Here is a 22,912-nt window from a genome sequence, read left to right on the forward strand (position 1 = left end):
TATTCCATCAAACAAATTTCAAACGGCCAGCTTCTATTGCTATTTCTGCATCACTATGCGGAAATTTTGTATTTTCAATAATTTGATAATCCTCATGGCCTTTACCAGCAAAAATAATCATATCGCCTGGTTCAGCAACCTCAATCGCATGACGAACTGCCTCTGCACGATCTCCGATACAGGCAAAATTGTCATGTAACATCCCTTTTGCCAAATCACCCGTAATACTATTATAGTCCTCATAGCGTGGGTCATCTGTTGTCAAAATAACATACTCTGCTGCCGACGCCTTCTCAGCCATTGCAGGACGTTTTGATTTATCACGGTTACCACCTGTCCCAACTAAGAAAATAAGTTTGCCCTTTTTATATGGTTGTGCTGCCTCAATCGCTTTTTCAATAGCATCAGGTGTATGTGCATAATCAACAAACATTTGTACAGGTAGCTCAGAGCATACTTTTTCCATACGTCCTTTAACTGGTGGAAGTTGCTCGATTTGCTCAATAATGGCCTCCATAGAATAGCCACGACCATAAAATGCCACCATTGCTGCTAACACATTATAAATGTTAAATTCACCTAGTAAATTCATTTTCACACGATAAATTCCTTCTGACATCTCCACATCAAAAGATGTCATATAATCGTGATATTCACAGTTAATGGCACGGAAATCTGCTGTTTCATTTTTTAAACCATATGTCCACACTGGAAATGGTGTCATAGCTGCGTACCGCTCTGACCAAGCATCATCGGCATTTAGCACAACAAATTTATTTTTTTCTAAATCTTGTCCAAGCTGGGAGAATAATAAACCTTTGGCATGCCCATATTCCTCCATCGTACCATGGAAATCAAGATGATCGTGCGTTAGATTTGTAAAAATAGCTACATCATAGTCAACACCTGCTAAACGTCCAAGTGCTAATCCATGGGATGAAACCTCCATCGTCATTAAACGACAGCCTTCCATTTTTGCTCTAAAAATCATTTGTTGTGTTGATAACGCATCACTTGTTGTATTGGCAGATTCATATAAAATTCCATTTAAATTAAAGCCAATTGTGCCAGATAAGGCAGATTTTTCACCCATACCATGCATAATATTTTGAATAATACCTGTTACAGATGTTTTACCATTCGTTCCCGTTACCCCGATCATCGTTATATCTTTGGAAGGATAATCAAAAAACTTTGCGGCTAACAAGCCTACTGCACGGTCTGTGTCTTTTACAATTACTTGAGCAATCGTCTCACCTAGCGGCAATTCCCGCTCTGTTACAACAATCGTAGCACCTCCATCTACAGCCTTTTGAGCATAGTCATGTCCATCCACTGTATAACCTTTAATACAAACAAACATGCTATTTGGCTGTACACTTCTTGAATCTACTACGATATCAGTCACTTGGTCTGGCAACATGCCAATTATTTTTTTCAAAGGTAATGCACTTAACAATTCCTCTGCATACATTTCATAGTCCTCCAATCAATCTCTACACTCATGTCATCATTTTTGATTATTCGACAAAAAACGACAAAATGAATCCCCCCACGCTCTATTGAACTTATTTTACTACTTATTTCGCGATAAATAAAATGTCTCCGTGCTGTTTTTTAACGAAAACGCTTTCATTTGAACAAAAAATACGTTTTCTTCAATTTTTTCATAATTAATGACTAATCGGCATTTTTCGACACGCCTAGGTTGGGATTTTTGGGGATATTTTTCTATACAAAGGAGGGTTTTTTTGAAAGGGGATATCTTCATTTGAAAAAAGATACCCCCATTTTAACTATTTCATAATAGAGCGTACAATTTTCACCTTTTGATTATACGGTGGAAACAGTACATTCGTCTCAAGCTTAGAAGATTTCTTTAAAATGGATTTTGCATGTGTAAAGTTTTCAAAGCTTGCTTTACCATGATATGCTTTCACACCCGATGGACCAACACCTCCAAATGGTAAGTGTAAGTTACCAACATGTGTAATCGTATCATTAATACATCCTCCGCCGAATGGCAATTCCTCTAAAAAGTATTGAGTCGCTTTTTCATGCTCTGAGAAGAAATATGCCGCTAATGGTTTCGGTAATTGGCGTATTTGATGAATTGCCAGTGGTAAATCGCTATACATCATAACAGGTAGGATAGGGCCAAAAAGCTCTTCCTGCATCGAAGGACTTGTCCACTTTACATATTCGATGATTGTTGGCTCAATATATAAATCATCTCGATCTATCCGTCCACCGAATGTTATAGCGTCACGTTCTTCCTTAATAATTTGCTGTAAACGATCAAACTGTCTAAGATTCACGATGCGTCCGTAATCAGGGCTTTTTAATGGGTTCTTCCCATAAAAAGAACGTATCGTCTCTTTTAAAATTTTCATAAAGCGATCATAAACATCTTTGTGAACAAGTAAATAATCTGGTGCCACACATGTTTGCCCAGTATTTGTGAATTTACCCCATACAATCCGCTTCGCTGCTACTTCTAGGTTCGCTGTTTGATCAACAATAGCTGGACTTTTCCCTCCAAGTTCTAAAGCAATTGGAGTTAATCGTTCTGCTGCTGCCTTAGCAACCACTTTGCCAACTGCTACACTTCCTGTAAAAAAGATATAGTCAAAGGAAGCATGGATTAAGGCAGTAACCTCATCTTTTTCCCCTTCCACTACACGTATATAGGATGGGTGAAAAGTTTCTTCAATTACCTTTTTTATAATGGCTGCAGTGTGTACAGATGTTTCTGACGGTTTAACGATTGCTGTATTACCGCCAACAATAGCACCTACCAATGGTTCCATGACCAATTGAAATGGGTAATTAAATGGACCAATAATTAATGTTACACCATACGGTTCACGAACAATAAAGCTCTTACCCATCTGATATTGAATAGGTGTTTTGACTGCTTCTGGCTCCATCCATTCTTCCACATGCTTCACCATGTAAGAAATACTATCTAAGACAATGCCAATTTCAGTTGCATACGCTTCGAACTCACTTTTCCGGAGGTCTAAGTATAGTGCGTTCAGTATTTCCTTCTCATATTTCAAAATGGATTTCTTTAGTTTTTTTAATTGCTCTTTTCGAAATTTGACACTTTTAGTGGCACGAGAAAAATAAAATTGACGCTGCTCTGTTATCATATTTTCCACATCTTTAGACGTAAAATTCATCAATAAAGCACCCCTTTTCAAAAATGGCATACATAGTTTTTTCATTTCGAAACAAACTATCATTGTCTATACGATACAACATCAGGAGGAAAAATTCCTCTTTCTACATCAGGGGGGAAGAAATTTGAGTATGTAAAATGTTTTAATTTTTTCATCTTGGGAAATATACAACTACACAACTACATACTAAACGAAACGGGGGCGTAGATGAATGACAACAACAACGACATGGTGGGAGTCTATTTTTTCTGGACCATTATCACATGGGATTTGTGAAGAAAAATTATTGCTTTTGCAAGATGAGGCTTTCTTATATCTTTCTACAGCACCGGTAGAAAACGAAGAAAATCTTGAAGTAAATTAAATGAAAGCGCATTATAGGATACCCCTTTAATGCGCTTTTATCATGTTTAATTAGCGATTAATAATTGCCGTAACTGCTCTAACTCTGCTTCTAGTCTACTGATTGATTCTTCCTCTATGGCAAAACCTCCTTCATCTAACCGAATAATTTGTTTATCTACAATATAAACAGAGTGTGATATTGAGGTCGCCCCTAGTACAGCTAAAACAGGCTTCAAAGCATACTCTAATGCTAATAAATGACCAATAGAACCCCCAACAGCGATAGGTAGAATGACCTTCCCATGCAGTGCTTTTTGGGGTAGTAAATCTAAATAAGTTTTCAATATTCCCGTAAACGATGCTTTGTATATAGGGGTTAAAATGACGACTATTTGTACTTCCTCAATCCATTTATTCTCTAGCTGTATACTTTCACTTGCAAAATTGGCTGTTATTAGATCTACAGCCGGTAGTTCATGAATATAATTGGAATGGACTTCTACACCCTGTGCCATTAAATAATTTTTAACCTTTTCATGGATTGCCATAACTCTAGAGCTTTTTGAGTTACTGCCATTAATGATTACTGCTTTTGTCAATTTACCAGCTCCTCTTAATTTTTTAAAAGCCATTAAAAAAAGCCCCTATTTTACAATCAAACGAAAACCGCCTTGTAAAATAGAAGCCTCTAGCTGCCTAGTCAACTCCAAAACCAAGTATTCTTATAAAATTAATCTAACATATATTTCTTTAATGTCAATAGCTTTTCAATTATTGGTGAATGGCTTTTCCAAAAACAGCTTTGGCAGTATCTCCAATATGCTCAGATACAGTCGGATGTGGGAAAATCATTTGTGCTAAAGAAAGAGCTGTACCACCTGAGTTTTTTGCCGCCAATATAGCATTCAGCATTTCTGTTGCACCATCCCCTACAACACAAGCACCTAGAATTTGACCGCTGCCCTCTTTTGTTATTAGCTTCACAAAGCCTTCAGTATTTCCCTCCATTAAAGCCTTTGGATTTGTTTGTAATGGCATTTTTGTCATCGTGTAAGGTACTTTTACCTGTTCTTCTAGTAAACCAAATGTGGCAATCTCAGGGTGTGTATATACACAACGCGGGATTGATGCTTGGTCAATTAATGCTGGTTGATTACCCATAATATAATCCACAGCATAGATTCCTTCCGCACTCGCAGAATGTGCAAGCTGATAACCACCGACTAAATCACCAATTGCATAAATATGAGGCTGACTCGTCTGTAAATGCTCATTCACGGCAATTAAACGGCCTTCAAAAGCTAACTCCAAATGCTGAGCGATTTCTGTATTAGGACGACGCCCTGTCGCAAACAGAAGATTTTCATATGTATATATACCTTTTGTCGTATGAATAGTATGGCCTTCAAATTTTTCGAATTGGAAATCTGTTATAAGCTCAATACCAAGTTTCTTCATCTTTTCTCGAATAAGGGGTCTTGCCTCTGGTTCTTCCGTTTGTAAAATATCCTCACTATGATTAAGCATTGTAATTCTCGTTCCTAGGGGGGCTAAACTAAAGGCCATTTCTACTGCAATCACACCACCACCGATAATCGTTAACTGTGCTGGTAGCTCTTTAAGATTGAAAAATGTATCTGTTGTAAAGTAGGTAGCGGACTCTAACCCTTCAAATGGTGGAACATATGGTTTACTGCCTGTTGCCAATATAATATCTGACGCCGTCAAAGTTTCATTTCCTACTGTTATCAGTAAGTCTTTAGTTAATGTGGCCTCACCACGATATAAAGTTATATGGTTGTTGATAATATAGTGCTCAATATTTGTTAGAAGCTCTTGAATAATTGTATCTTTACGTTGCATTAATCGAGGAAAATTTATTTTAACATTGTCTGTTTCTATTCCCCAACTATTTCCTCGATTTATTGCCTGCACTAGTTTACTATGCTCCAATAAAATTTTAGATGGAATGCATCCAACATTATAGCAAGCTCCTCCTAATTTATCTCGTTCAATCAACGCAACCTTTTTGCCATTTTTGGCAGCATGAATGGCCGCTACATACCCTCCTGGCCCTGCACCAATAATTGCTATATCAAATTTTTCCATATTTTTCACCTCATGTATCACCTTATCATTTGCAAAAATTGAATGCAATATTACCAGTAAGGTCATTGAAAGGGTTCCTTCAGAAATTTAAAGCTTAAAGATGAAAAATAATAAAAGCAATTGAGAGGTATTCTCTCAATTGCTTTTGTCTCCAGTCTGGCCTCGACTTTACTTTCATTACGCGTATATTTTTCCCAACTAATAGGCTTAATAAATATTCCGTTGCCAAAATCTTTGTTGTGCAATGGCGTCTACAAATTTTTTAGAAAAATCCTTATTCCCAGTTGCTAAAACAATACCTGGCCCTACATTGGCATTCGACATATTGAAAAACGTTGTACCTGTAACGGCAAATCCAATCGGTTTGTAATGACGATATGCCTCATTAATGTAATTTACGATATGTGTATTAAATTTAGCTTGATTACTTGCCTTTACACCCACCACATATAACGAGTCAAATAATACGGCATCGGTTGTAATAAAGGTGTCGCTTGCCGTTAATTGAACACCATTATTTCCAGTCACAACTCCTAGTCGATCAGAAATAATGCTGTAGCGCACCCCCTGCCTTGTTAAATATTTTAATACCTCCCCTACCTCATTCGCATCGAATCCATCACCAATTAAAACACCTACCCTAAGTGTATAAGGTAATTTAATGGTATTGGCTTGACTAAGTGCGGGTGAAGAGGCTGTTACCTTGGACTGTTCGCCACTAGGAGGGTTAACACCCACATTTTCAGCAACAGTTGTAGCCATTGCTTTATCTACGTGAACAAACATATCTACAACTTGTTGTCGCACAGATTTACTCTTGACTTTTCCAACCTCAAAGCTAAAAGCATCTATAATGTGCTGTTTTTCAGGAGGGGACATACTGTTCCAAAAGAGTCTAGCTTGTGAAAAGTGATCGTCAAAGGATTTACTACGTGCCCTTGTGATTCGCCCTTCAACCTTTTCTTCATAATGAACATATCCTCCCTCCCTTGCAGTGGATGTTGCAGGTGTATTATTGGCTAATGAATTTTTATGATAGCTTACTCTTCCTAGATTAATTGCCTGTCGACTAAAACCATTACGTTGATTATTATGCACAGGACAAAGAGGGCGATTTATAGGGATTTCTGTAAAGTTTGGACCCCCTAAACGTATTAACTGTGTATCTAAATAGGAGAAGAGTCGACCTTGTAATAGTGGATCATTGGTAAAGTCAATGCCTGGTACAACATTTCCTGGATGGAAGGCAACTTGCTCAGTTTCAGCAAATACATTATCCACATTGCGATTTAAGGTCATTTTTCCAATTATTTTTACGGGTATCAGTTCTTCTGGCCAAAGTTTTGTGGCATCTAAAATATCGAAATCGAATTTAAATTCGTCTTCTGGCTCAAGTATTTGCACCCCTAACTCAAACTCTGGATAATCTCCAATTTCAATGGCCTCCCATAAATCCCGTCGCTGAAAATCTGTGTCCTTCCCAGCTATTATCTGAGCTTCATCCCAAACTAGTGAATGCACACCTAGTACAGGCTTCCAATGAAACTTCACAAATCTTGATCTTCCTCTATCATTAACAAAACGGAATGTATGCACCCCGAAACCCTCCATCATACGGAAGCTTCTAGGTATTGTTCGATCTGACATATGCCACATAATCATATGTGCAATCTCCTGATTGTTCGCCACAAAATCCCAAAACGTATCATGGGCAGAGGCAGCTTGTGGCATCTCATTATGCGGCTCAGGCTTTACTGCATGAATTAAATCTGGGAACTTAATGGCATCCTGAATAAAAAAGACTGGAATATTATTGCCTACTAAATCATAATTTCCTTCATCCGTGTAAAATTTAGTTGCAAATCCCCGTACATCACGAGCCGTATCCATTGAACCTAAACTACCTACCACTGTCGAAAACCTGACAAACACTGGCGTTTTCTTTTTCGGGTCTTGCAAAAATTTCGCCTTCGTATACTCTCTCATCGACTCATACAATTCGAATTCACCATGTGCAGCAAAACCTCTAGCATGCACGACACGTTCCGGAATTCGTTCGTGGTCAAAATGTGTAATTTTTTCTCGAAGATGAAAATCCTCCATAATTGTCGGACCACGGACTCCTGCTTTTAAGGAATCCTCATCGTTTGACACTCTAAGACCCTGATTCGTAGTCATTTTTGTGCCTTCGTTCTCTACACGAAATGGCTCTAGTTGCTGATCCTTGGCATTTTCCTCTATATTTTTGCGTTGATTCGAATTTGGCTTATCCACGCAATCCCCTTTCATACTATTACTGATTTCGCTCAATAGACACTATATGTTTGTTTGGATTAAACATGCATTTATTTGACAATCTATTTCCACTAAAGTAAAGAGTAGGACCCCTACGTCACAAAAAGAACCTACCGTTTTTAAAATATGTATCGTATCATTTCATGTATGTTACAGTAAGGGTTGTCACGGCTCTCCGAACTACGAAGAGCCATCATGTCTGTACAATTTTTAATCGCTACTTCATGACGTAATGCAATGGGGGCAATAATCGTCTCATCAGCCTTATGACGGAAATATCGGCTCACACCAAGGTGTTGTTCCATTTTGTCATTTAAGACGGCACGTGGATATTTTTCCGAGCTATCCACTTCCTCAAAATGCAAAAGTAACCACAATTCAAAAGCCTCATTAGAATAGGCAATTTGAATCTCTTTTTCCTCACAAAATTGATTTACTTCCTCCAATTGCTTTTCTGTTAAATCATCCTTATCAAAAACAATCCAGACCTCATCAAAATATTGATAACTAGAATCCCGATAAGCATGTTGAGCAAGCTTGATGGCAGATCGTTTAACATTTTTTATTTTGACACTCACCATTTTAGAGCGCTTCAAAATACGTAGCTGTTCAAAATAAATACGCTCCGTTTCACCTTCACAATAAATTAAAATAGTTTTCCGCAGTGTTCGGTTCCCTTGTTGACGTACTCTCACTGCTCAGATACCTCCGCTTCTTCTAAATATTGTTCAGATAAATATTCATTAATAACGGGCGTTGCGCCAAATTCTCCTTTTAAATAACGTTTTGCATAAGAAAGGTCGCCACGCTTTTTTTGCAAGTCTGCAAAATCAAATAAAGAATAGAGCTCAGATTCATTTTTAAAGGTTTTATTAACAAACCAAATTTGATCAGAACGCAATGGCTGATCCAATAACTCTACTTCATGACTCGTCACGACAAATTGATTACTCGTATTACGTTTACTATTCATGATTGCCATTAGAAATTCGCAAATTGATACATGAAAAGCTGTATCGAATTCATCAATAAAAATAGTTTTTCCTTTATTATAAGCATCTACCATCACACAAGCTAAATGCAACATGCGCACTGTACCTTTAGAATCCATCGTCCAATTGATCGTCTCGTTTCCGATGGGCACACCCGATTCATCAAATGATAAATAATGTAGGTCAATATCAACTTCTTGAATGACCTCAGGGCTGTCAAATTCGTAGCCAATGGTATTTTTTTCTCTGCGCTCCACACGTCTTGCCGTGACATCTTGAATTGAAAAATCGGCAATTTTAAGAAGTTTGATGACCTCTTTTTTAAAGGGCTCCTCTTCAAGTTTACGAATTAGAGGATGACTTGATAACCGATTCGCTTCATCTAGAAACAGCATTTTATGTAAAAACCAATCGAATACCTTTAACGCGTCTGAATCATTAAAAACATGTAGCACTGATATAAAGGCTGTATTATTCCGCGTATATTTTGTTAATTCCTGTGCAGTCGAATGAGCTGTTTCATACGAATAATCCACACCATCCCATCGTCGGACAAAAAGCTCTTCCTTCAAATTATGAGTTGTCTTGTGAAGACGCTCATATAGAATGATGTAAGCATTGTACTGAATTTCATACTCATACAAAGCACCGTCCAAAAATAATGAAATCATAAATTCTGTTGGTTGGCCCTGCTGACTTCCTAGCTTGAATGGTTGATAAGGCAGGCGTAATTGTTTAACATTGTTTAAATTCTCAAAATTAAAGAGTAAGGTTCTCAAAACTTTAAGCGCGGTAAATAGATTGGATTTACCACTTCCATTCGGCCCAAAAATAAATGCACTTTTCACGACACGAAGTGAATCATCCAACGGTATGGTATGGGTATCCTTCCATTTTCGTAGACGACTTCCTGCTACCATTGAAAATAATGTATCCTCTTTATAGCTTAGACAATTGTTCACTCTAAAATCTACAAGCATATGTAAGCCTCCGTCCACATCCATTTCTTTAATGAATTATTATACTATAGACATAGAAAAAGACATATTACACTGTGTAATATGCCGAATCCTCTATATAGTTAAATTTCCGCCAATTTATCAACTTGTAAAGCATTCAACGTACGTTCAATTCCCTCTGCAAAAGAAATTTTGGGTCTCCAACCAATTGCATTGGCTAATTTGTCATTATTTAAAAATGAATGTTCAATATCTCCTTCTCGTGCGGGTGCATATTGAATTTCAAGTGGATGATTTAAATGCTGAAGCAACAAAATCACTTGATGAAGAGACCACGCTTCATTTGTGGACACATTATAGATACCTTGTAATCTTGAATGGACACCGGCATAAATGGCATCTGCAATATCATCGACGTAAATAAAGTCACGTGTCTGTTCACCATCACCATAAATTGTAAAGGGTCTTCCCTCCATGCTACTCTTTAACATACTTGGGATGACAGCAGCTTCACCTTGCATTTGTTGTCTTGGACCGAAAACATTGGCGAATCTGTAAATAAGGATAGGTAACCGATAATCCTTTTGCCATTTTTCACAATAGGTTTCCCCTATGCTCTTGTTTAGCCCATACATTGATATAGGTTCGCACACATCTGTTTCTTCTAGTGGCGGATAGTGACTATTTCCATACACAGCCGCTGAGGAGGCAAAAACAAAATGCTTTACCTTATATTTAGATGATAAAAAGAGCATTTGACTTAGCCCAACAATATTCGTCAAAATATCCTTTACTGGCTCCTGTAAGGATTGTTGAACACTCGTTTGTGCTGCACAATGAATGACCACATCGAAATGTGTCTCTTTAAAAAGGTGCTCACAAACCTCATCCTCCACATTTAAAAGATAAGATTTATGCTCAAAATCAACATTCCGTAAGTGACCTGTACTTAAATTATCAATAATATAAACAGATGCACCTTCTTCAAAAAAACGCCTACCTACTGCACTGCCAATAAAACCATAGCCACCTGTCACTAATACATTCATCCTATCGCCCCCAAAAACAATATGATGATTTATATGCAGAATTTGCTAAAAATATGCAAAAAACATACTCAATGGAATTAATTTACAAAATATCATTACTAGAATATTTCTTAAGAACATACCTTTTTTTGGACATATAAAAAGCATGCTTGAATATACCTTCAAGCATGCAGGAAAATCTCTTTATTAAGCTGGGTTAATTTCTAACTCAACTGATACTTTAATATCTTTACCTACAAGTACTCCACCAGTTTCTAAGGCTGCATTCCAAGTTAAACCAAAGTCTTCGCGATTGATAGTTGTTTCAGCTTCAAAACCATATACTTCTTGCCCCCAAGGATTAGTACCCTTGCCATTAAATTCTGTATCAAATGTTACTGATTTTGTTACACCTTTAATAGTTAAGTCTCCTGTTACTGAATATTCATCGCTAGATTTTTTAGTAATGTCTGTTGATTTAAACGTAATTGTTGGATATTGTTCAGCATCAAAAAAATCCGCTGCTTTTAAATGGTTATCACGATCTTCACTACGTGTATTAATACTTGCTGGATCAATAGTAAAGCTAATGTTAGCAGTTGTTAAGTCTGCAAGATCTGCCGCCTCAATGTCCGCTGTGTATTTATCAAATACACCTTTCACTTTTGATACCATCATGTGTTTTACTTGAAAGTTAATTGCTGAGTGCCCTAAATCAATATTCCATTTTGCCATTTTAAAATTCCTCCAATAAGTTGATTTTATCTCGATTTCGAGATATATTTTAAAATATGAAGCAACTACATGAATTATGTTACCCAACATTGATTAGGCTAAACATTTGTAGTTACTTATCTTTTTGTACTACTTTGGTTATGAAAAGTAATTGATTACTTTATGTAACTTACTATATATTAATAATTAAATTACGTCAAGTAATTTAATTATTTTTTGTTAAAAGTTCTTTTTGAAATTTGAAATATTCAATTTACGATTTCGAACAAGCATAGGTTTGTCCACATTAGCCATAAATAAAGCATAACGTTAAAGAGTTTTTATGTATCATCCTTTGTCTATCAAAATTCATGATCGTATCAGGATTTTTTTTCATCCATTTGTTATATAATTCTGCGAAGAGGACTTGGAGGTATGAGGTATGAAAATCAATAGAATGGATCATGTGAGCATAAACGTGAATGATCTTTCAGAGGCTAAAGCATTTTTTCTTGAGCTAGGGCTTGAAGTGAAAGCAGAATGGGAATTACAAGGAGAACTGCTGAGCCGAATTGTAGGGCTTAATTATGCAAAAACGGCATGTGTAGGATTGGGGATGCCTGATGGTCAGACATGGATAGAGCTAGTGAAATTTTACTCGCCTTCTGATGAAAAAGGTATACAGCCAACTTTTGCAAATACGCTTGGAATCCGACATATTTGCTTTAATGTTGAAAATATTGAAGGTATTATTGCTAAATTGAAAAAAAGTGGTACAAAAATTTTTAGTGAGATACAGCAATATGAAGAAAGTTATAAATTATGTTACGTGCGTGGTCCTGAGGGCATTATTTTAGAGTTGGCGGAGAAAATCCAATAAAAAAGGCTAAAAAGATGGAGAACCTTGACAGTGAAGGTTCTCCTCAATAAAAAGAAAGTCAAGCTCTATTTATTCACCACGTTTTACTAATTTACCCTGAACAACAAAGCGGTGATCGTCACTCATCACTGAATCCTTACAGGTAGACAATGTCAGGATTTTATCACCGGGACTTATAGCGACATCCATTTGTATGGATGATCGCTTTTGAATTTCCTCTAGAAATTGCTTATAAGCTCCGTCACTTGTAAAATCCGTTTCAATATAGTAGAAATCAATAGTTGTCTCATATGCTGCAAATACCTCGATATCATACCCTTCATATAAGGTATCTAAATAAATAATGGGATGGTCATTCGCGTAGTCTTGCTTTAAGTAATTTTTTAGACTGCCAAACATCGTATTGTTTTTCATAGCATGACCATATAAAACTGTATTTTGACTCATAGAAACAATATTATTTCGATAATCCATAAAGACACTGCCTGCACGACTTTCCTCGTCTCTAAAATTATGATTTAAATAAAAATCATTATTGTCAGCTTGTAGTACTGGATTATTTAACTTTGTTCCATCCACTGAAATCCATCCTACAATTTGACGGTTCATTGCTAATAAATCTTGGAATTGAGGTCTTATCGTTGAAGGAGCTTGAGTTTCTTCCTCTTGATTTACAGGCTGATCTTCAATAGTGCTTAATGTAGCTTGATATATATCCTGCACTTCCTTCAGCGATTTTGATGTCTCATAGTACGTATATAGATACTTTGCAAGGGAAAATGCAGAAAATAAAAATATTGCTACATATAGAAATGTGACAAACTTTGACGCCTTCTTTTTCATCCCATCACCATTCATATCCCCATTGGCATCATATAATAGCCAAGTTGTTGATCTTCATTAAATACCGCGTTAACCCCATATACCTCTTTAATAACATCTTTCGTAATTACATCACGTGGGGTACCTTCTGCAAATATTTTACCATCCTTCATTAAAATAATATGGTTACTATAGCGAATAGCTTGATTAATATCGTGTAGCACCATGATAATCGTTAAGCCGTGCTGCTCGTTTAATCTTTTGACAAGCTCTAATAATTCTAGCTGATAATAAATATCCAAATATGTTGTCGGCTCGTCCAAGCATAGTATTTCTGATTGTTGTGCCAAAGCCATAGCAATCCAGACACGTTGCCGCTCCCCACCTGATAACGCCTCTAAATTTGTTGAACTCTTTTGTTGTAAATTTGTACAAGCCAGTGCCCATTCAATGGCTTTTGCATCTCCCTCATTGTCCTTTTTCAGCAATGTTTGGTGGGGAAGACGACCAAAACCGACTAATTTTTCAATTGTTAAATCTTTCGGTATATCGTTTTGCTGATATACTATGGCTAGTTTTTTAGCAAATTCCTTAGGCTTATAATCTAGTAAGTCTTTATTTTCTAACAGGACATTTCCTGATTTAGGTGAATGCAGACGAGAGATGACACTTAATAAAGTTGATTTCCCACAGCCGTTCGGACCAATTATTGTTGTAATTTTGCCTTTTGTAATTGATGTGGAAACACCATTTAAATGATTACGTGTATTATCATGCGATACAATAATGTCTTGTATATTCATGCTTGTCACTCTTTTCGTAATAAGAATATTAGGAAGGGTCCACCGATAATGGCCATAATGGTGGACGCCGGGATTTCAAGTGGTGCAACAATTGTACGTCCAATTGTATCTGCTAATAAAATTAGTAATGCTCCTGCCAATGCTGTAAACGGAATAAGCACAGCATGATCATGGCCAACTAATCTGCGAGCAATATGAGGTACTAAAAGACCCACAAATGAAATAACTCCTGCAACAACAACTGAAACAGCTGCTAGTAAGACAGCCACTGCTGCAATTAATAACCGTGCTCGCACAACTTGAAATCCTAAGCTTTTAACAGTTTTGTCTTGTAATACGAGTAAATTACACCAACTATATAAAGCAAGAGAACCTATTAATCCGATTGAACCATATGTCACAATTGTTGAAACATCTTTCCATGTTCGCATGGTTAGATTAGAACCAATAACACTGGATGCGGACATATTTAAGGAGCCGCCTAAGCTAATCATAGCCTCGGTTAAGCCTGTAAACATAGCGTTAATCGCTATCCCTACTAAAATCAATTTGAGCGGGCTTAAGCCAGATTTCCAAGATAATGCAAAGACAAGCGTACAGGCTAAGGCTCCACCCATAAATGCTAACACGGGTGTCATAAAAAATAATGTGGGGAAAAAGGCAACAATAAACAATTGGACAAATGCTGCACCCGAAGATATTCCGATAATCCCTGCATCTGCCAATGGGTTACGCATCACCGATTGTAAAAGCACCCCAGAAACTGAAAGGGCGGCACCTGCAAATAATGCCACAATGATACGTGGGAAGCGTAAATCACGAATAGCCTCCATTTGACTATTCCCCTCATTAAATAATGCCCCTATAAACTCAAAAAAGCCCATTTTAATGCTACCTGTTGATGCTGAATAAATCACTGTCACCAGTAATAAAAAAATTACAAGTAAAAAACTGACGATTCTTTTTGTCATATCGGACTTCCTTTTTCTTTTTTTATTCCATATAGGATAAGAAAAACGCTCTATGACGAGTAAAAATACTGATCATACGAGCGACATTCGAGTTACTATTTACGATAGAAAATTTCCATCAGCTGTCCTAAAGCCTGTGGTACCTGTAAGGAGGATGTCGTCCCGAATAATTCTTCCTCTAAATCATAGACTTTACCGTTTTTCACTGCATCGAAATGTTTCCAAATATCATTAGTTTTAAATTCTTCATCAAACATTTCCACAACCTCATCGGGCATGCCATGTGATAAGCGCAAAATAATATCCGGATTGCTATTATGAAGATATTCCGTATTAGAAGATAGATATTCTGCATCTTGCCCTTCCATTACATTGATACCCCCTGCTCGTTTGACAAGATCCCCGGCATAGGAATTTTCTGTTGCTACTAGATAACTCCCTGGTATACCTAGTAAAATTAATACGCGAGGACCTTCTTTATTCGCAGCTACGTTTTGGACTGCCTCGATATTCTTCTGTAGATCTTTTACTAATGCATCGGCTTGAGCTTCACGATCATAGCGTTTTCCTAGAGATGTTATCTCCTTTAGCATGGCATCAACGCTTTGGAAATTAAGAAAATCAACAGGAATATTAAGTTGTTTAAATTTATCCTGTAAATCGTATTCTAAAGTGGAAACGGATAATACTTCTGTTGGATTTAATGACTTAACAATTTCCATATCTGGCTCCATCGCATTACCGATTGTTGGCAGACCATCAAAACGCTTTGCTAATTGCTTTTCTGTTTCAGGTACAGCGATTGCATCAAGCTCCAGCTTATCAAGGATATCCGCTACCACTACAGTCCCAGCAATAATACGTTGCTCACTATCTTCTGTTACCTGTTCTTTATCAGTAACTGTCTCTTTTTTTTCTGTTTGATCGCTGCTACTACATGCAGCAAGAATTAGTGATAGTAATGTCAGCAACAGTACCTTCATTTTCCAATCTTTTTTCATTGTGTCATCCCCCACTTATTTCTGCTCAGTCAACTAAATTTTTGGTTTTCCTAATACGCTTAATCAGTAACCATCCTGATACAAGACAAATAACGATTAGCCCAATAATTTTTACGAAGTTTAACGGCTCCATTTGCTGATCTGCAGTCGATTTTTTTACTACTTTTGTTTCCGTAGTTTCCTCATTTGTTTTGCTGTCCTCTAATGCTTCTTCTAAAGCTTCATCAGTTGGTTCATCAAGTGTACGATCAAATGTTAATTTTTCTTCCTTTGGTATAAGCAAGGGTGTTTGAATAGCTGGTAATGTCTGTGTGGCATTGCTAGAAACATTCTCTTTACTTATTTGTATTGGTGGCTTTTGTACCTGCTCCTGTTGCTCCGTTTCCACCGACTTGTCACGTACGACTTGCGTAGTAGGTTTTTCGTTCGTGGGTTTTTGTAAAAGCAATGAAACCTGCTTTTGATTGAATACTAGCTGAACATAATATTGATGATGATAAGAAATGTCAGGAATATCAATCTTTACCCACATTCTTAACGGCTGTGTTAAGTCCTCAACCTCAAATTCCACCATGCGTACATTATCTAAAAGAGAAACTTGCTTTGGTTCAATCTGATTTCCCTTATCATCTATCTGTAGACCTGTCACCCAAGCTGATTGTAAAATAGTCATTTGCGCATAGTATCTACCATCCTTTTCAATAACCTTTGCGATTGGCTTCACATAGTTATTCATAATAGAAGGTTCATTTTTACCATCCGCTAATAATACATAGTCCACTGCCCATTCTTGGCCTTTTGTTTCTTCTACAACTAAGTTTTCAGCTTCATCCGTTTTGTTTTCTTCCTGAGGAACATTCGGAGTAAGTCCCGCTATCTCTATTCGCAGCTCTTGAGTGAACGAAAAATAAGATTCTTCAGCTGCAAGCTCCACATTGCCCTTTATAACAATCGGGTCTTGTAATGCCAAAACATCAAACTGAACTAAATTTTCTATATCTTGAGTCAAAGAAATTTCATTGCCAAGCTGTTCGATATGTATGTCGCGTACAGAATATGATTGTTCAAGTGCCAAAGTTAATTGATACTGACCATCCTTTACGGTGAGAGTTGCTTTATGTTTAAAAAGATTTCCTTCAAACCCTTCAATAGGAGAAAAACTTAGTTCAACTTGATAACTACCATCTATTATGCCAAGGTTCTCAGCTTTTGCTTGCATAAGAATGGATGGAGGGAAAACAAGCAATAAAACTGCCAAAACAGCCGAAATACAAATGTGCTTTTTTATGATTGTCATTGCATGGTCTCCTCCCATTTTAAACACATAGGAACTTCCTTCCCCATAAAATATGAGAAAGGAAGTTGCTGTAAAAATCCTTATTATTTATTCATGTATTGCAATGAGCCATTTAAAATTTTCGCCATATGTGAACGTTTTAATGGACTGTTGGCATCAATAACTGTTTTGCCATCAGCAGTTGGAGAACCAGTCATTACTTTACCTGCATATAGAAGTGCAAAGGCTTTTTTTGCTTCTTCGTCTTTCACTTTTGCTCCATCAGCATAGTAAGAAAGACCTGTGTCACCAAAGCTCATTTCTTTTCCTGCTACATGTGTTATTGTGCGATAGATCATGACAGCTGCTTGTTGACGAGTAAGTGTATCATTTGGATTGAAGTTTGTCGCTTTTTTAACAATGCCTGCTTCAGCTAATGCATTAATAGCTTGAACAGCTTCCGCACTAAGCTTACCTGTATCTTTAAATCCAGCATCTTTTGTAGAAGATACGTTCAATGAACGTGCCACCATTAAAGCAAATTGAGAACGTGTAATGTTGTCATTTGGTCTAAAATTGTCTTGTGCCTTCACAATTCCTAAGCTGTAAAGTGATAGGATGGCATCTTTATTCGCATCTTTACTAATGTCCTTAAATGGATTGATAACTGGTTTCACTGCACCTTCCACAGCAAAGCTAAATTGTACTGTATGATTCGAATCATACTTCACACCTTGGGCTGGTTCATTTACAACGATGTGTAATTGAGCACTTACCAGTTTCTTCAAATCTTTAACTTCAAATGAATATGTGCGTGAATTTGTTGCATCGTCTTCTTTCACTAAAGTTGCTTCTTTCCCCTCTACAGTGAAACCTTTTACATATTGACCTTGAGGGAATGTCATTGTCACAACATTTTTACCGTCTTTTACAGTAACTCCTACTTTTGGTGCGATATATTGTTTCATCATCGACTCTTCTGTTGTACCATCTTTGTAAACAGTGACAGCAACTTCATTCACTTTCACTTCTTCTTTTACTTCTTTCACTGCTTTTAGATCAAAATCATACCATTTATCCATATTTGCGGAAGGAACAACTACATGGATTTTTGCTGATTTAACTTCATCAACAACCACAGGGAAACTGTATGTAATAGTACCGTCGTTATTTTTTACTTCTTTAGCATCTAAAAATGTATCGCCTTGTTTTGTTTGTAGACCTGCAATCATTGGTGCAGATTTAGCAGTGATTGTTAATTGAGCTTCAAATTTACCGTCTTTTTCAACGATTGTTCCTTGTGGTACTAAATGAGAACTAATTGCAGGCTGTGCTTCTGTCGTACCTGTTTTAAAAATTTGGAAATTAATAACTGAATCCGTTTTAGCAGCTTTCGTTGTTTCTGCCTTCACTTCTGTATTTGTTGTTACTAATTCTGCCGCAGATGCAAAGGAAGGAACTGTAAGAGATGCTGCTAACAATGAAGCTAGTACTATTTTAGTTGCACGTGATTGACGTTTTTTAGCCATTTTATTGACCCTCCGTTTTTGTTTGTAGTTTTTTTCTATAAAGTAAAAATGCTGACCCCACTAACGCAACGATTAATAGATAAGGTGTTGCATCATCTGTTTGTGGATTGGGCACTTGACTTCCAGTTGTAGTTGCTGAAGAAGTAGGTTGAGATTTACTGGATTCTGTCTGTTGAGTAGAAGCAGTCGCTGTATTTGCAATTGATGTGGCATCAAATACAAGTGATACACTGTATTCATGATGATAATTGATATCATCAATATCAATTTTCATCGCTGTTACTACAGGTTTTGTTAGGTCTTTAACAGTGAATTGTACCGTTCGTGTATCTGCAGCTTGATCTTCACTTACTACAGTTGCTCCACCTGGTGGTTGAAATTTCGTAATCCATGCACTGTTTTTTAATGTAATTTGTACTACAGCAGTACCATTCTTCACCGTCACTTTAGCCGGTTTTACAAAATAATCATTAGCAATGGATGCGGAATTACTTTCAGGTTTATTGACCTGATATTTTATCGAATGAGTGCCATCAGCCAGCTGAGCAGATGCTTGCGTTAACCCGAAGTTAACGAAAAAAATACTAACAAGCATGATCAACATGAGCATTTTCTTCATGTGTTGCACGCCTCCCTTAGTCATAATAAAACATCCTAATTGATAGATTCACTTCCATGTAAACGAAAATAATTCTCAATTACGATTCTACTCCCAAGAATAATCGTTACTGCCAGTCAATGTCAACTATTAATCCAAATTCGTCCTCAATATGTCAAATTTTCCTCCTAATAAAAAGAATATCACCAAAATTTGGTGATACTCTCGCTCATCATTTTATTTAGCAAACATCTCTAAAATACCAATCAATAATAATAACCATCCTGAAATAGCTGTTGAATGCCTGCCAATAAACGTTTTGGCGAGCAACGCCCCACATTGACTGCCTACTCCCACCGTAACAAAAGAAAAGACACCGATGGAAATTACTGTCCATATTGCAGAGATGCCATTTGCTCCAATGGCAATGCCCCCTGCCAAGCAATTAGCTGACAATACAAAACCGAGTGCCATTGCCTCTCGAGTTGAGATCACTAAATTTTTATCTTCATCAAAAAGCTCAGGGTTCCCTGCTATCCGCTGTTTAGAAAAGTTATTGGACATCAAGGTCCATATGCCTATAACGCATAATAGTAAACTTCCTAATAAATTGGCAGTATGCGGTGAAATGTATTCAACAACAGTGCTGCCAGCTGTTACAGCGACATATGTGACAATCATTGACATGCCAGCGATCACTGCATTCGATAAAATAGGGATTTTAACTTGCTTGACACCATAAGCAAGCCCAATCCCCAAATTGTCTAGATTTGCAGCAATCCCTATTAGAATAATAGTAATCCAGTGCATACTAAGCCTCCTCAAAACCCAGTCTCCATTTTCACCTATCATATGTAATCGAGTTAAAAATCTATGGGCTTCTTAGTCCCTTATTCAGCACCTTTTCCATGATTCATTCTTCATTTTATTGCATGAGTTACAGGAAACCTCTATTTGACAAAAGTAACAACTTGTATATAAAATTAAGTTGTTACTTATTGATATTTATTAATTTTCACTAAGAGTTAAGGAATTATTGAAAGGGGAATATGATGAGATATTCAAAAGTATGGAAGATAGGATTTGTTTTTTCATGCCTACTACTATTAGCTGCATGTGGTTCTGCAGATGCTGGTACGAAAGATAAAAAAGAAATTAACTTGGCGTATGTTGAATGGGATACAGAGGTTGCTTCTACTCATGTGGTAGGACAAGTATTAGAAAATTTAGGATATGATGTAACACTAACACCATTAGACAATGGCATCATGTGGGAGGCACTTGCGAACGGTGAGGTTGACGGTATGGTATCTGCCTGGTTACCGCAAACACATGCTCCTCAAGTAGAGAAATACAAAGATAAAATTGAGAATTTAGGCGAAAACCTTACTGGTGCTAAAATTGGCTTAGTCGTTCCAAGTTATATGGATGTTAATTCAATTGAAGACTTAACAACTCAAGCCAATAAAACAATTACAGGCATTGAACCAGGGGCTAATATGATGGCTACAACCGAAAATGCCTATAAGGAATATCCCAATTTAGAAGGTTGGAATGTTTTAACCTCTTCAGCCGGTGCCATGACCGCAGCCCTTAGTCAAGCCATTTCAAACCATGATGAAATCATTATTACAGGTTGGTCACCCCACTGGATCTTTAATGCCTACGATTTAAAATATTTAGAAGACCCTAAAGGTTTATATGGTACAGAAGAATATATTGGTACATTCGCTCGTAAAGGATTAAAAGAAGATGCATCTGAGGCGTATGATGTCCTAGATCGTTTCTATTGGACTGCCGAAGATATTGAAAGTGTGATGTTTGATATTATGGAAGGTATGAGTGCTACGGAAGCAGCCAAGAAATGGATTAACGACAATCAAGATAAAGTAGCTGACTGGACAAAAGACGGGAAGTCATCATAAATGAAAAAATCCATTTACTAATCACTAGTAAATGGATTTTCTAATTATAATGGACTACTTACAACTGTAATCCTCCTTTTAGAAGTGATCACCTTGAAACTAGTTTTAAATTGTGACCCCTGTGCTGTCGATCAAGTGCAAGTTCATTCCACCAATAACTAACACTCCTTTACAATCAATACTAAATGGGGAAAAGTTGATGGGAACGAAGGGGAACTTCTGCGGAAAACACAACTAAAACTTTTTAAAGTTTGTCTACGGTATTGAAACATTAGGCTATTCTACTATCTTTACTCTTTTTTGAACAGGGGGCCCTAATGAATAAGAATTAACCATTCTTATTCACCATCTTCATGGCTATGAATTTATTTACACTTCTTAACTTTTTTCACCCTAACATTTATTATTACTAGTAATGGTAGAAAATTTTAAAGCACGCTTGATTATATATTTTTACGAATTTTTCCCGTATGACTTTTCAGTTAAATGTTTTACTATATATAGAAAGAAAAGGAGTCTTTCATGAACTTAAATCTCAAAGCATTGTTTCCTTCCTATCGTTATTATCGTTCCAAGCCAACTCAACTATCAAATGACTGTCATATTTTTTACCATCACGAAACTAAGGAATGGTTCTCTATCTCAAAGCATGAGGTTTCACACCGGGACTACGAATGGCTGACGGTTTTTTATACTGAAGTTACTTCGTCACTATTTCAAGCCTCGGATATATGGTATGAATTTATTTACTCAAATGGTGACATGCCATCCAAATTAACCTTTAAAAAAGCACGTGTTATTCAAATAACTTTTATAAACGAAAACCCTCCTTTAGAAGCATTAAAAGAAGCGCTATACAATTTTTTTCAGGAAAATACGATATTCATTCAAGTTGCTACTAATCACTTTTTACTTATTGAACCTGAAAACTGTTCCATAAATGAGAGGGAAGATTTACTTGCCCTTATTCGTACGATTGAAGTAGATTTTTATGTCCGCATCCATTTATATGTAGGAGAATTTTATGTAATCGATCAAAGTTTTCCAGTTAAATTCCAAAGAGAAGCACAATGGTTCAAAGAATGCTTACATTTAAGAACTGCTGAACCTTATTATTCATTTCAAACAATATTCCCTATTTTATTAACAGAACAATTGCCCACTTCTATTCTTAAATTTATTGAAGAGCAGATTATTCTACCTTTAAAGTCAGACAAGGAATTATTGGAAACAATTAAAACTTTTTGTGAATGTGGTTTCAATATTTCGTCGACATCCAAAAAATTACATATACATCGTAATACGCTTACCTATCGATTATTAAAGTTTCAAGAAATCACCAATATTACTATCAAAAATTTAGATGGTGTTATTCTTGTTTACTTTGCTAGTTATCTTTGGTCCTTTTTACAAAATGCACAAAATTAATTAACTGAAAATTATGCACATTAAACATTGGTTTTCTTCCTTACTTTATTTA

General features: G+C 36.6%; 21 protein-coding genes. 4 read left to right on the forward strand and 17 right to left on the reverse strand.

Annotated elements, in window-relative coordinates; translation table 11 throughout:
• Positions 1-7 precede the first annotated feature (7 nt).
• On the reverse strand, positions 8-1,474 hold the full coding sequence (locus tag ACP3VS_RS02615) for a UDP-N-acetylmuramoyl-L-alanyl-D-glutamate--2,6-diaminopimelate ligase (protein ID WP_099805013.1): 1,467 nt from the start codon (positions 1,472-1,474) through the stop codon (positions 8-10).
• Between the two features lie 322 nt (positions 1,475-1,796).
• Complete coding sequence (locus ACP3VS_RS02620; protein ID WP_099805012.1) at positions 1,797-3,185, reverse strand: aldehyde dehydrogenase; 1,389 nt, start codon at positions 3,183-3,185, stop codon at positions 1,797-1,799.
• A gap of 211 nt (positions 3,186-3,396) precedes the next feature.
• On the opposite strand from ACP3VS_RS02620, the gene ACP3VS_RS02625 reads away from it, so the two are divergent.
• Positions 3,397-3,549 carry a hypothetical protein gene (locus tag ACP3VS_RS02625; protein WP_012293012.1) on the forward strand — a complete coding sequence of 51 codons (153 nt, stop codon included), beginning with the start codon at positions 3,397-3,399 and terminating at the stop codon, positions 3,547-3,549.
• A 46-nt stretch (positions 3,550-3,595) separates the two neighbouring features.
• On the opposite strand, the gene ssuE is transcribed toward ACP3VS_RS02625, so the two are convergent.
• The 7 genes from ssuE to ACP3VS_RS02660 form a co-directional block, all read right to left on the reverse strand.
• Positions 3,596-4,162, reverse strand: coding sequence for an NADPH-dependent FMN reductase (gene ssuE / locus ACP3VS_RS02630; protein WP_426388345.1), 567 nt, complete (start codon positions 4,160-4,162; stop codon positions 3,596-3,598).
• A gap of 139 nt (positions 4,163-4,301) precedes the next feature.
• Positions 4,302-5,639, reverse strand: a complete 1,338-nt coding sequence (gene lpdA / locus ACP3VS_RS02635) for a dihydrolipoyl dehydrogenase (RefSeq protein WP_197223816.1) — start codon at positions 5,637-5,639, stop codon at positions 4,302-4,304.
• A 207-nt stretch (positions 5,640-5,846) separates the two neighbouring features.
• Positions 5,847-7,928 carry a catalase gene (locus tag ACP3VS_RS02640; protein WP_012293009.1) on the reverse strand — a complete coding sequence of 694 codons (2,082 nt, stop codon included), beginning with the start codon at positions 7,926-7,928 and terminating at the stop codon, positions 5,847-5,849.
• 125 nt (positions 7,929-8,053) lie between these two features.
• A complete protein-coding gene (locus ACP3VS_RS02645) occupies positions 8,054-8,629 on the reverse strand; it encodes an RloB family protein (RefSeq protein ID WP_012293008.1) in 576 nt (191 codons plus the stop codon).
• Complete coding sequence (locus ACP3VS_RS02650; protein ID WP_426388346.1) at positions 8,626-9,906, reverse strand: AAA family ATPase; 1,281 nt, start codon at positions 9,904-9,906, stop codon at positions 8,626-8,628. Before ACP3VS_RS02650 ends, ACP3VS_RS02645 begins: the two co-directional genes overlap by 4 nt.
• Positions 9,907-10,007: 101 nt before the next feature.
• Positions 10,008-10,934, reverse strand: a complete 927-nt coding sequence (locus ACP3VS_RS02655) for an NAD-dependent epimerase/dehydratase family protein (protein ID WP_012293006.1) — start codon at positions 10,932-10,934, stop codon at positions 10,008-10,010.
• Between the two features lie 186 nt (positions 10,935-11,120).
• Positions 11,121-11,648: a YceI family protein gene (locus ACP3VS_RS02660; RefSeq protein WP_025113709.1), complete on the reverse strand. Its 528-nt coding sequence runs from the start codon at positions 11,646-11,648 to the stop codon at positions 11,121-11,123.
• Between the two features lie 421 nt (positions 11,649-12,069).
• On the opposite strand from ACP3VS_RS02660, the gene ACP3VS_RS02665 reads away from it, so the two are divergent.
• The gene (locus ACP3VS_RS02665; RefSeq protein WP_281486721.1) at positions 12,070-12,507 is read left to right on the forward strand and encodes a VOC family protein; all 438 of its coding nucleotides are present in this window, start codon (positions 12,070-12,072) and stop codon (positions 12,505-12,507) included.
• A 69-nt stretch (positions 12,508-12,576) separates the two neighbouring features.
• On the opposite strand, the gene srtB is transcribed toward ACP3VS_RS02665, so the two are convergent.
• The 8 genes from srtB to ACP3VS_RS02705 form a co-directional block, all read right to left on the reverse strand.
• Positions 12,577-13,365 carry a class B sortase gene (gene srtB / locus ACP3VS_RS02670; RefSeq protein ID WP_197223815.1) on the reverse strand — a complete coding sequence of 263 codons (789 nt, stop codon included), beginning with the start codon at positions 13,363-13,365 and terminating at the stop codon, positions 12,577-12,579.
• Positions 13,362-14,132, reverse strand: coding sequence for an ABC transporter ATP-binding protein (locus ACP3VS_RS02675; RefSeq protein WP_426388347.1), 771 nt, complete (start codon positions 14,130-14,132; stop codon positions 13,362-13,364). The genes srtB and ACP3VS_RS02675 overlap by 4 nt, the downstream gene beginning before the upstream one ends.
• A gap of 5 nt (positions 14,133-14,137) precedes the next feature.
• A complete protein-coding gene (locus ACP3VS_RS02680; RefSeq protein ID WP_012293001.1) occupies positions 14,138-15,103 on the reverse strand; it encodes a FecCD family ABC transporter permease in 966 nt (321 codons plus the stop codon).
• Positions 15,104-15,198: 95 nt separating this feature from the next.
• Positions 15,199-16,104, reverse strand: coding sequence for a heme ABC transporter substrate-binding protein IsdE (gene isdE / locus ACP3VS_RS02685; RefSeq protein ID WP_289449361.1), 906 nt, complete (start codon positions 16,102-16,104; stop codon positions 15,199-15,201).
• Positions 16,105-16,129: 25 nt separating this feature from the next.
• Entirely contained in the window at positions 16,130-17,401 is a 1,272-nt protein-coding gene (locus ACP3VS_RS02690; RefSeq protein WP_236249605.1) for an NEAT domain-containing protein, read from the reverse strand.
• An 83-nt stretch (positions 17,402-17,484) separates the two neighbouring features.
• Complete coding sequence (locus ACP3VS_RS02695) at positions 17,485-18,909, reverse strand: NEAT domain-containing protein (RefSeq protein ID WP_099805007.1); 1,425 nt, start codon at positions 18,907-18,909, stop codon at positions 17,485-17,487.
• Position 18,910: 1 nt separating this feature from the next.
• Positions 18,911-19,528 carry a heme uptake protein IsdC gene (isdC, locus tag ACP3VS_RS02700; RefSeq protein ID WP_031418787.1) on the reverse strand — a complete coding sequence of 206 codons (618 nt, stop codon included), beginning with the start codon at positions 19,526-19,528 and terminating at the stop codon, positions 18,911-18,913.
• A gap of 216 nt (positions 19,529-19,744) precedes the next feature.
• On the reverse strand, positions 19,745-20,317 hold the full coding sequence (locus ACP3VS_RS02705; protein ID WP_012292996.1) for a manganese efflux pump: 573 nt from the start codon (positions 20,315-20,317) through the stop codon (positions 19,745-19,747).
• A gap of 242 nt (positions 20,318-20,559) precedes the next feature.
• On the opposite strand from ACP3VS_RS02705, the gene ACP3VS_RS02710 reads away from it, so the two are divergent.
• Both ACP3VS_RS02710 and ACP3VS_RS02715 read left to right on the forward strand, forming a co-directional pair.
• Positions 20,560-21,432 (forward strand): glycine betaine ABC transporter substrate-binding protein, encoded by an 873-nt coding sequence (locus ACP3VS_RS02710; protein ID WP_031418785.1) that lies wholly within the window; start codon positions 20,560-20,562, stop codon positions 21,430-21,432.
• A 522-nt stretch (positions 21,433-21,954) separates the two neighbouring features.
• Positions 21,955-22,860, forward strand: coding sequence for a PucR family transcriptional regulator (locus ACP3VS_RS02715; protein WP_036167274.1), 906 nt, complete (start codon positions 21,955-21,957; stop codon positions 22,858-22,860).
• The last annotated feature ends 52 nt before the right edge of the window (positions 22,861-22,912 follow it).

Source organism: Lysinibacillus sp. VIII_CA, assembly GCF_049943995.1.
In the GTDB taxonomy this organism is placed as follows: domain Bacteria; phylum Bacillota; class Bacilli; order Bacillales_A; family Planococcaceae; genus Lysinibacillus; species Lysinibacillus pinottii.

Excerpts from the sequence above, each read along its gene's own strand:
- ACP3VS_RS02680 (WP_012293001.1), bottom strand. The coding sequence starts at position 15,103 with ATGACAAAAAGAATCGTCAGTTTTTTACTTGTAATTTTTTTATTACTG.
- ACP3VS_RS02615 (WP_099805013.1), bottom strand. The coding sequence starts at position 1,474 with ATGTATGCAGAGGAATTGTTAAGTGCATTACCTTTGAAAAAAATAATT.
- ACP3VS_RS02640 (WP_012293009.1), bottom strand. The coding sequence starts at position 7,928 with ATGAAAGGGGATTGCGTGGATAAGCCAAATTCGAATCAACGCAAAAAT.
- ACP3VS_RS02695 (WP_099805007.1), bottom strand. The coding sequence starts at position 18,909 with ATGGCTAAAAAACGTCAATCACGTGCAACTAAAATAGTACTAGCTTCA.
- ACP3VS_RS02675 (WP_426388347.1), bottom strand. The coding sequence starts at position 14,132 with ATGAATATACAAGACATTATTGTATCGCATGATAATACACGTAATCAT.
- isdC (WP_031418787.1), bottom strand. The coding sequence starts at position 19,528 with ATGAAGAAAATGCTCATGTTGATCATGCTTGTTAGTATTTTTTTCGTT.
- ACP3VS_RS02660 (WP_025113709.1), bottom strand. The coding sequence starts at position 11,648 with ATGGCAAAATGGAATATTGATTTAGGGCACTCAGCAATTAACTTTCAA.
- ACP3VS_RS02715 (WP_036167274.1), top strand. The coding sequence starts at position 21,955 with ATGAACTTAAATCTCAAAGCATTGTTTCCTTCCTATCGTTATTATCGT.
- lpdA (WP_197223816.1), bottom strand. The coding sequence starts at position 5,639 with ATGGAAAAATTTGATATAGCAATTATTGGTGCAGGGCCAGGAGGGTAT.
- ACP3VS_RS02710 (WP_031418785.1), top strand. The coding sequence starts at position 20,560 with ATGAGATATTCAAAAGTATGGAAGATAGGATTTGTTTTTTCATGCCTA.
- ACP3VS_RS02655 (WP_012293006.1), bottom strand. The coding sequence starts at position 10,934 with ATGAATGTATTAGTGACAGGTGGCTATGGTTTTATTGGCAGTGCAGTA.
- srtB (WP_197223815.1), bottom strand. The coding sequence starts at position 13,365 with ATGAATGGTGATGGGATGAAAAAGAAGGCGTCAAAGTTTGTCACATTT.
- ACP3VS_RS02665 (WP_281486721.1), top strand. The coding sequence starts at position 12,070 with ATGAAAATCAATAGAATGGATCATGTGAGCATAAACGTGAATGATCTT.
- isdE (WP_289449361.1), bottom strand. The coding sequence starts at position 16,104 with ATGAAAAAAGATTGGAAAATGAAGGTACTGTTGCTGACATTACTATCA.
- ACP3VS_RS02620 (WP_099805012.1), bottom strand. The coding sequence starts at position 3,185 with ATGAATTTTACGTCTAAAGATGTGGAAAATATGATAACAGAGCAGCGT.
- ssuE (WP_426388345.1), bottom strand. The coding sequence starts at position 4,162 with ATGGCTTTTAAAAAATTAAGAGGAGCTGGTAAATTGACAAAAGCAGTA.
- ACP3VS_RS02625 (WP_012293012.1), top strand. The coding sequence starts at position 3,397 with ATGACAACAACAACGACATGGTGGGAGTCTATTTTTTCTGGACCATTA.
- ACP3VS_RS02650 (WP_426388346.1), bottom strand. The coding sequence starts at position 9,906 with ATGCTTGTAGATTTTAGAGTGAACAATTGTCTAAGCTATAAAGAGGAT.
- ACP3VS_RS02705 (WP_012292996.1), bottom strand. The coding sequence starts at position 20,317 with ATGCACTGGATTACTATTATTCTAATAGGGATTGCTGCAAATCTAGAC.
- ACP3VS_RS02690 (WP_236249605.1), bottom strand. The coding sequence starts at position 17,401 with ATGACAATCATAAAAAAGCACATTTGTATTTCGGCTGTTTTGGCAGTT.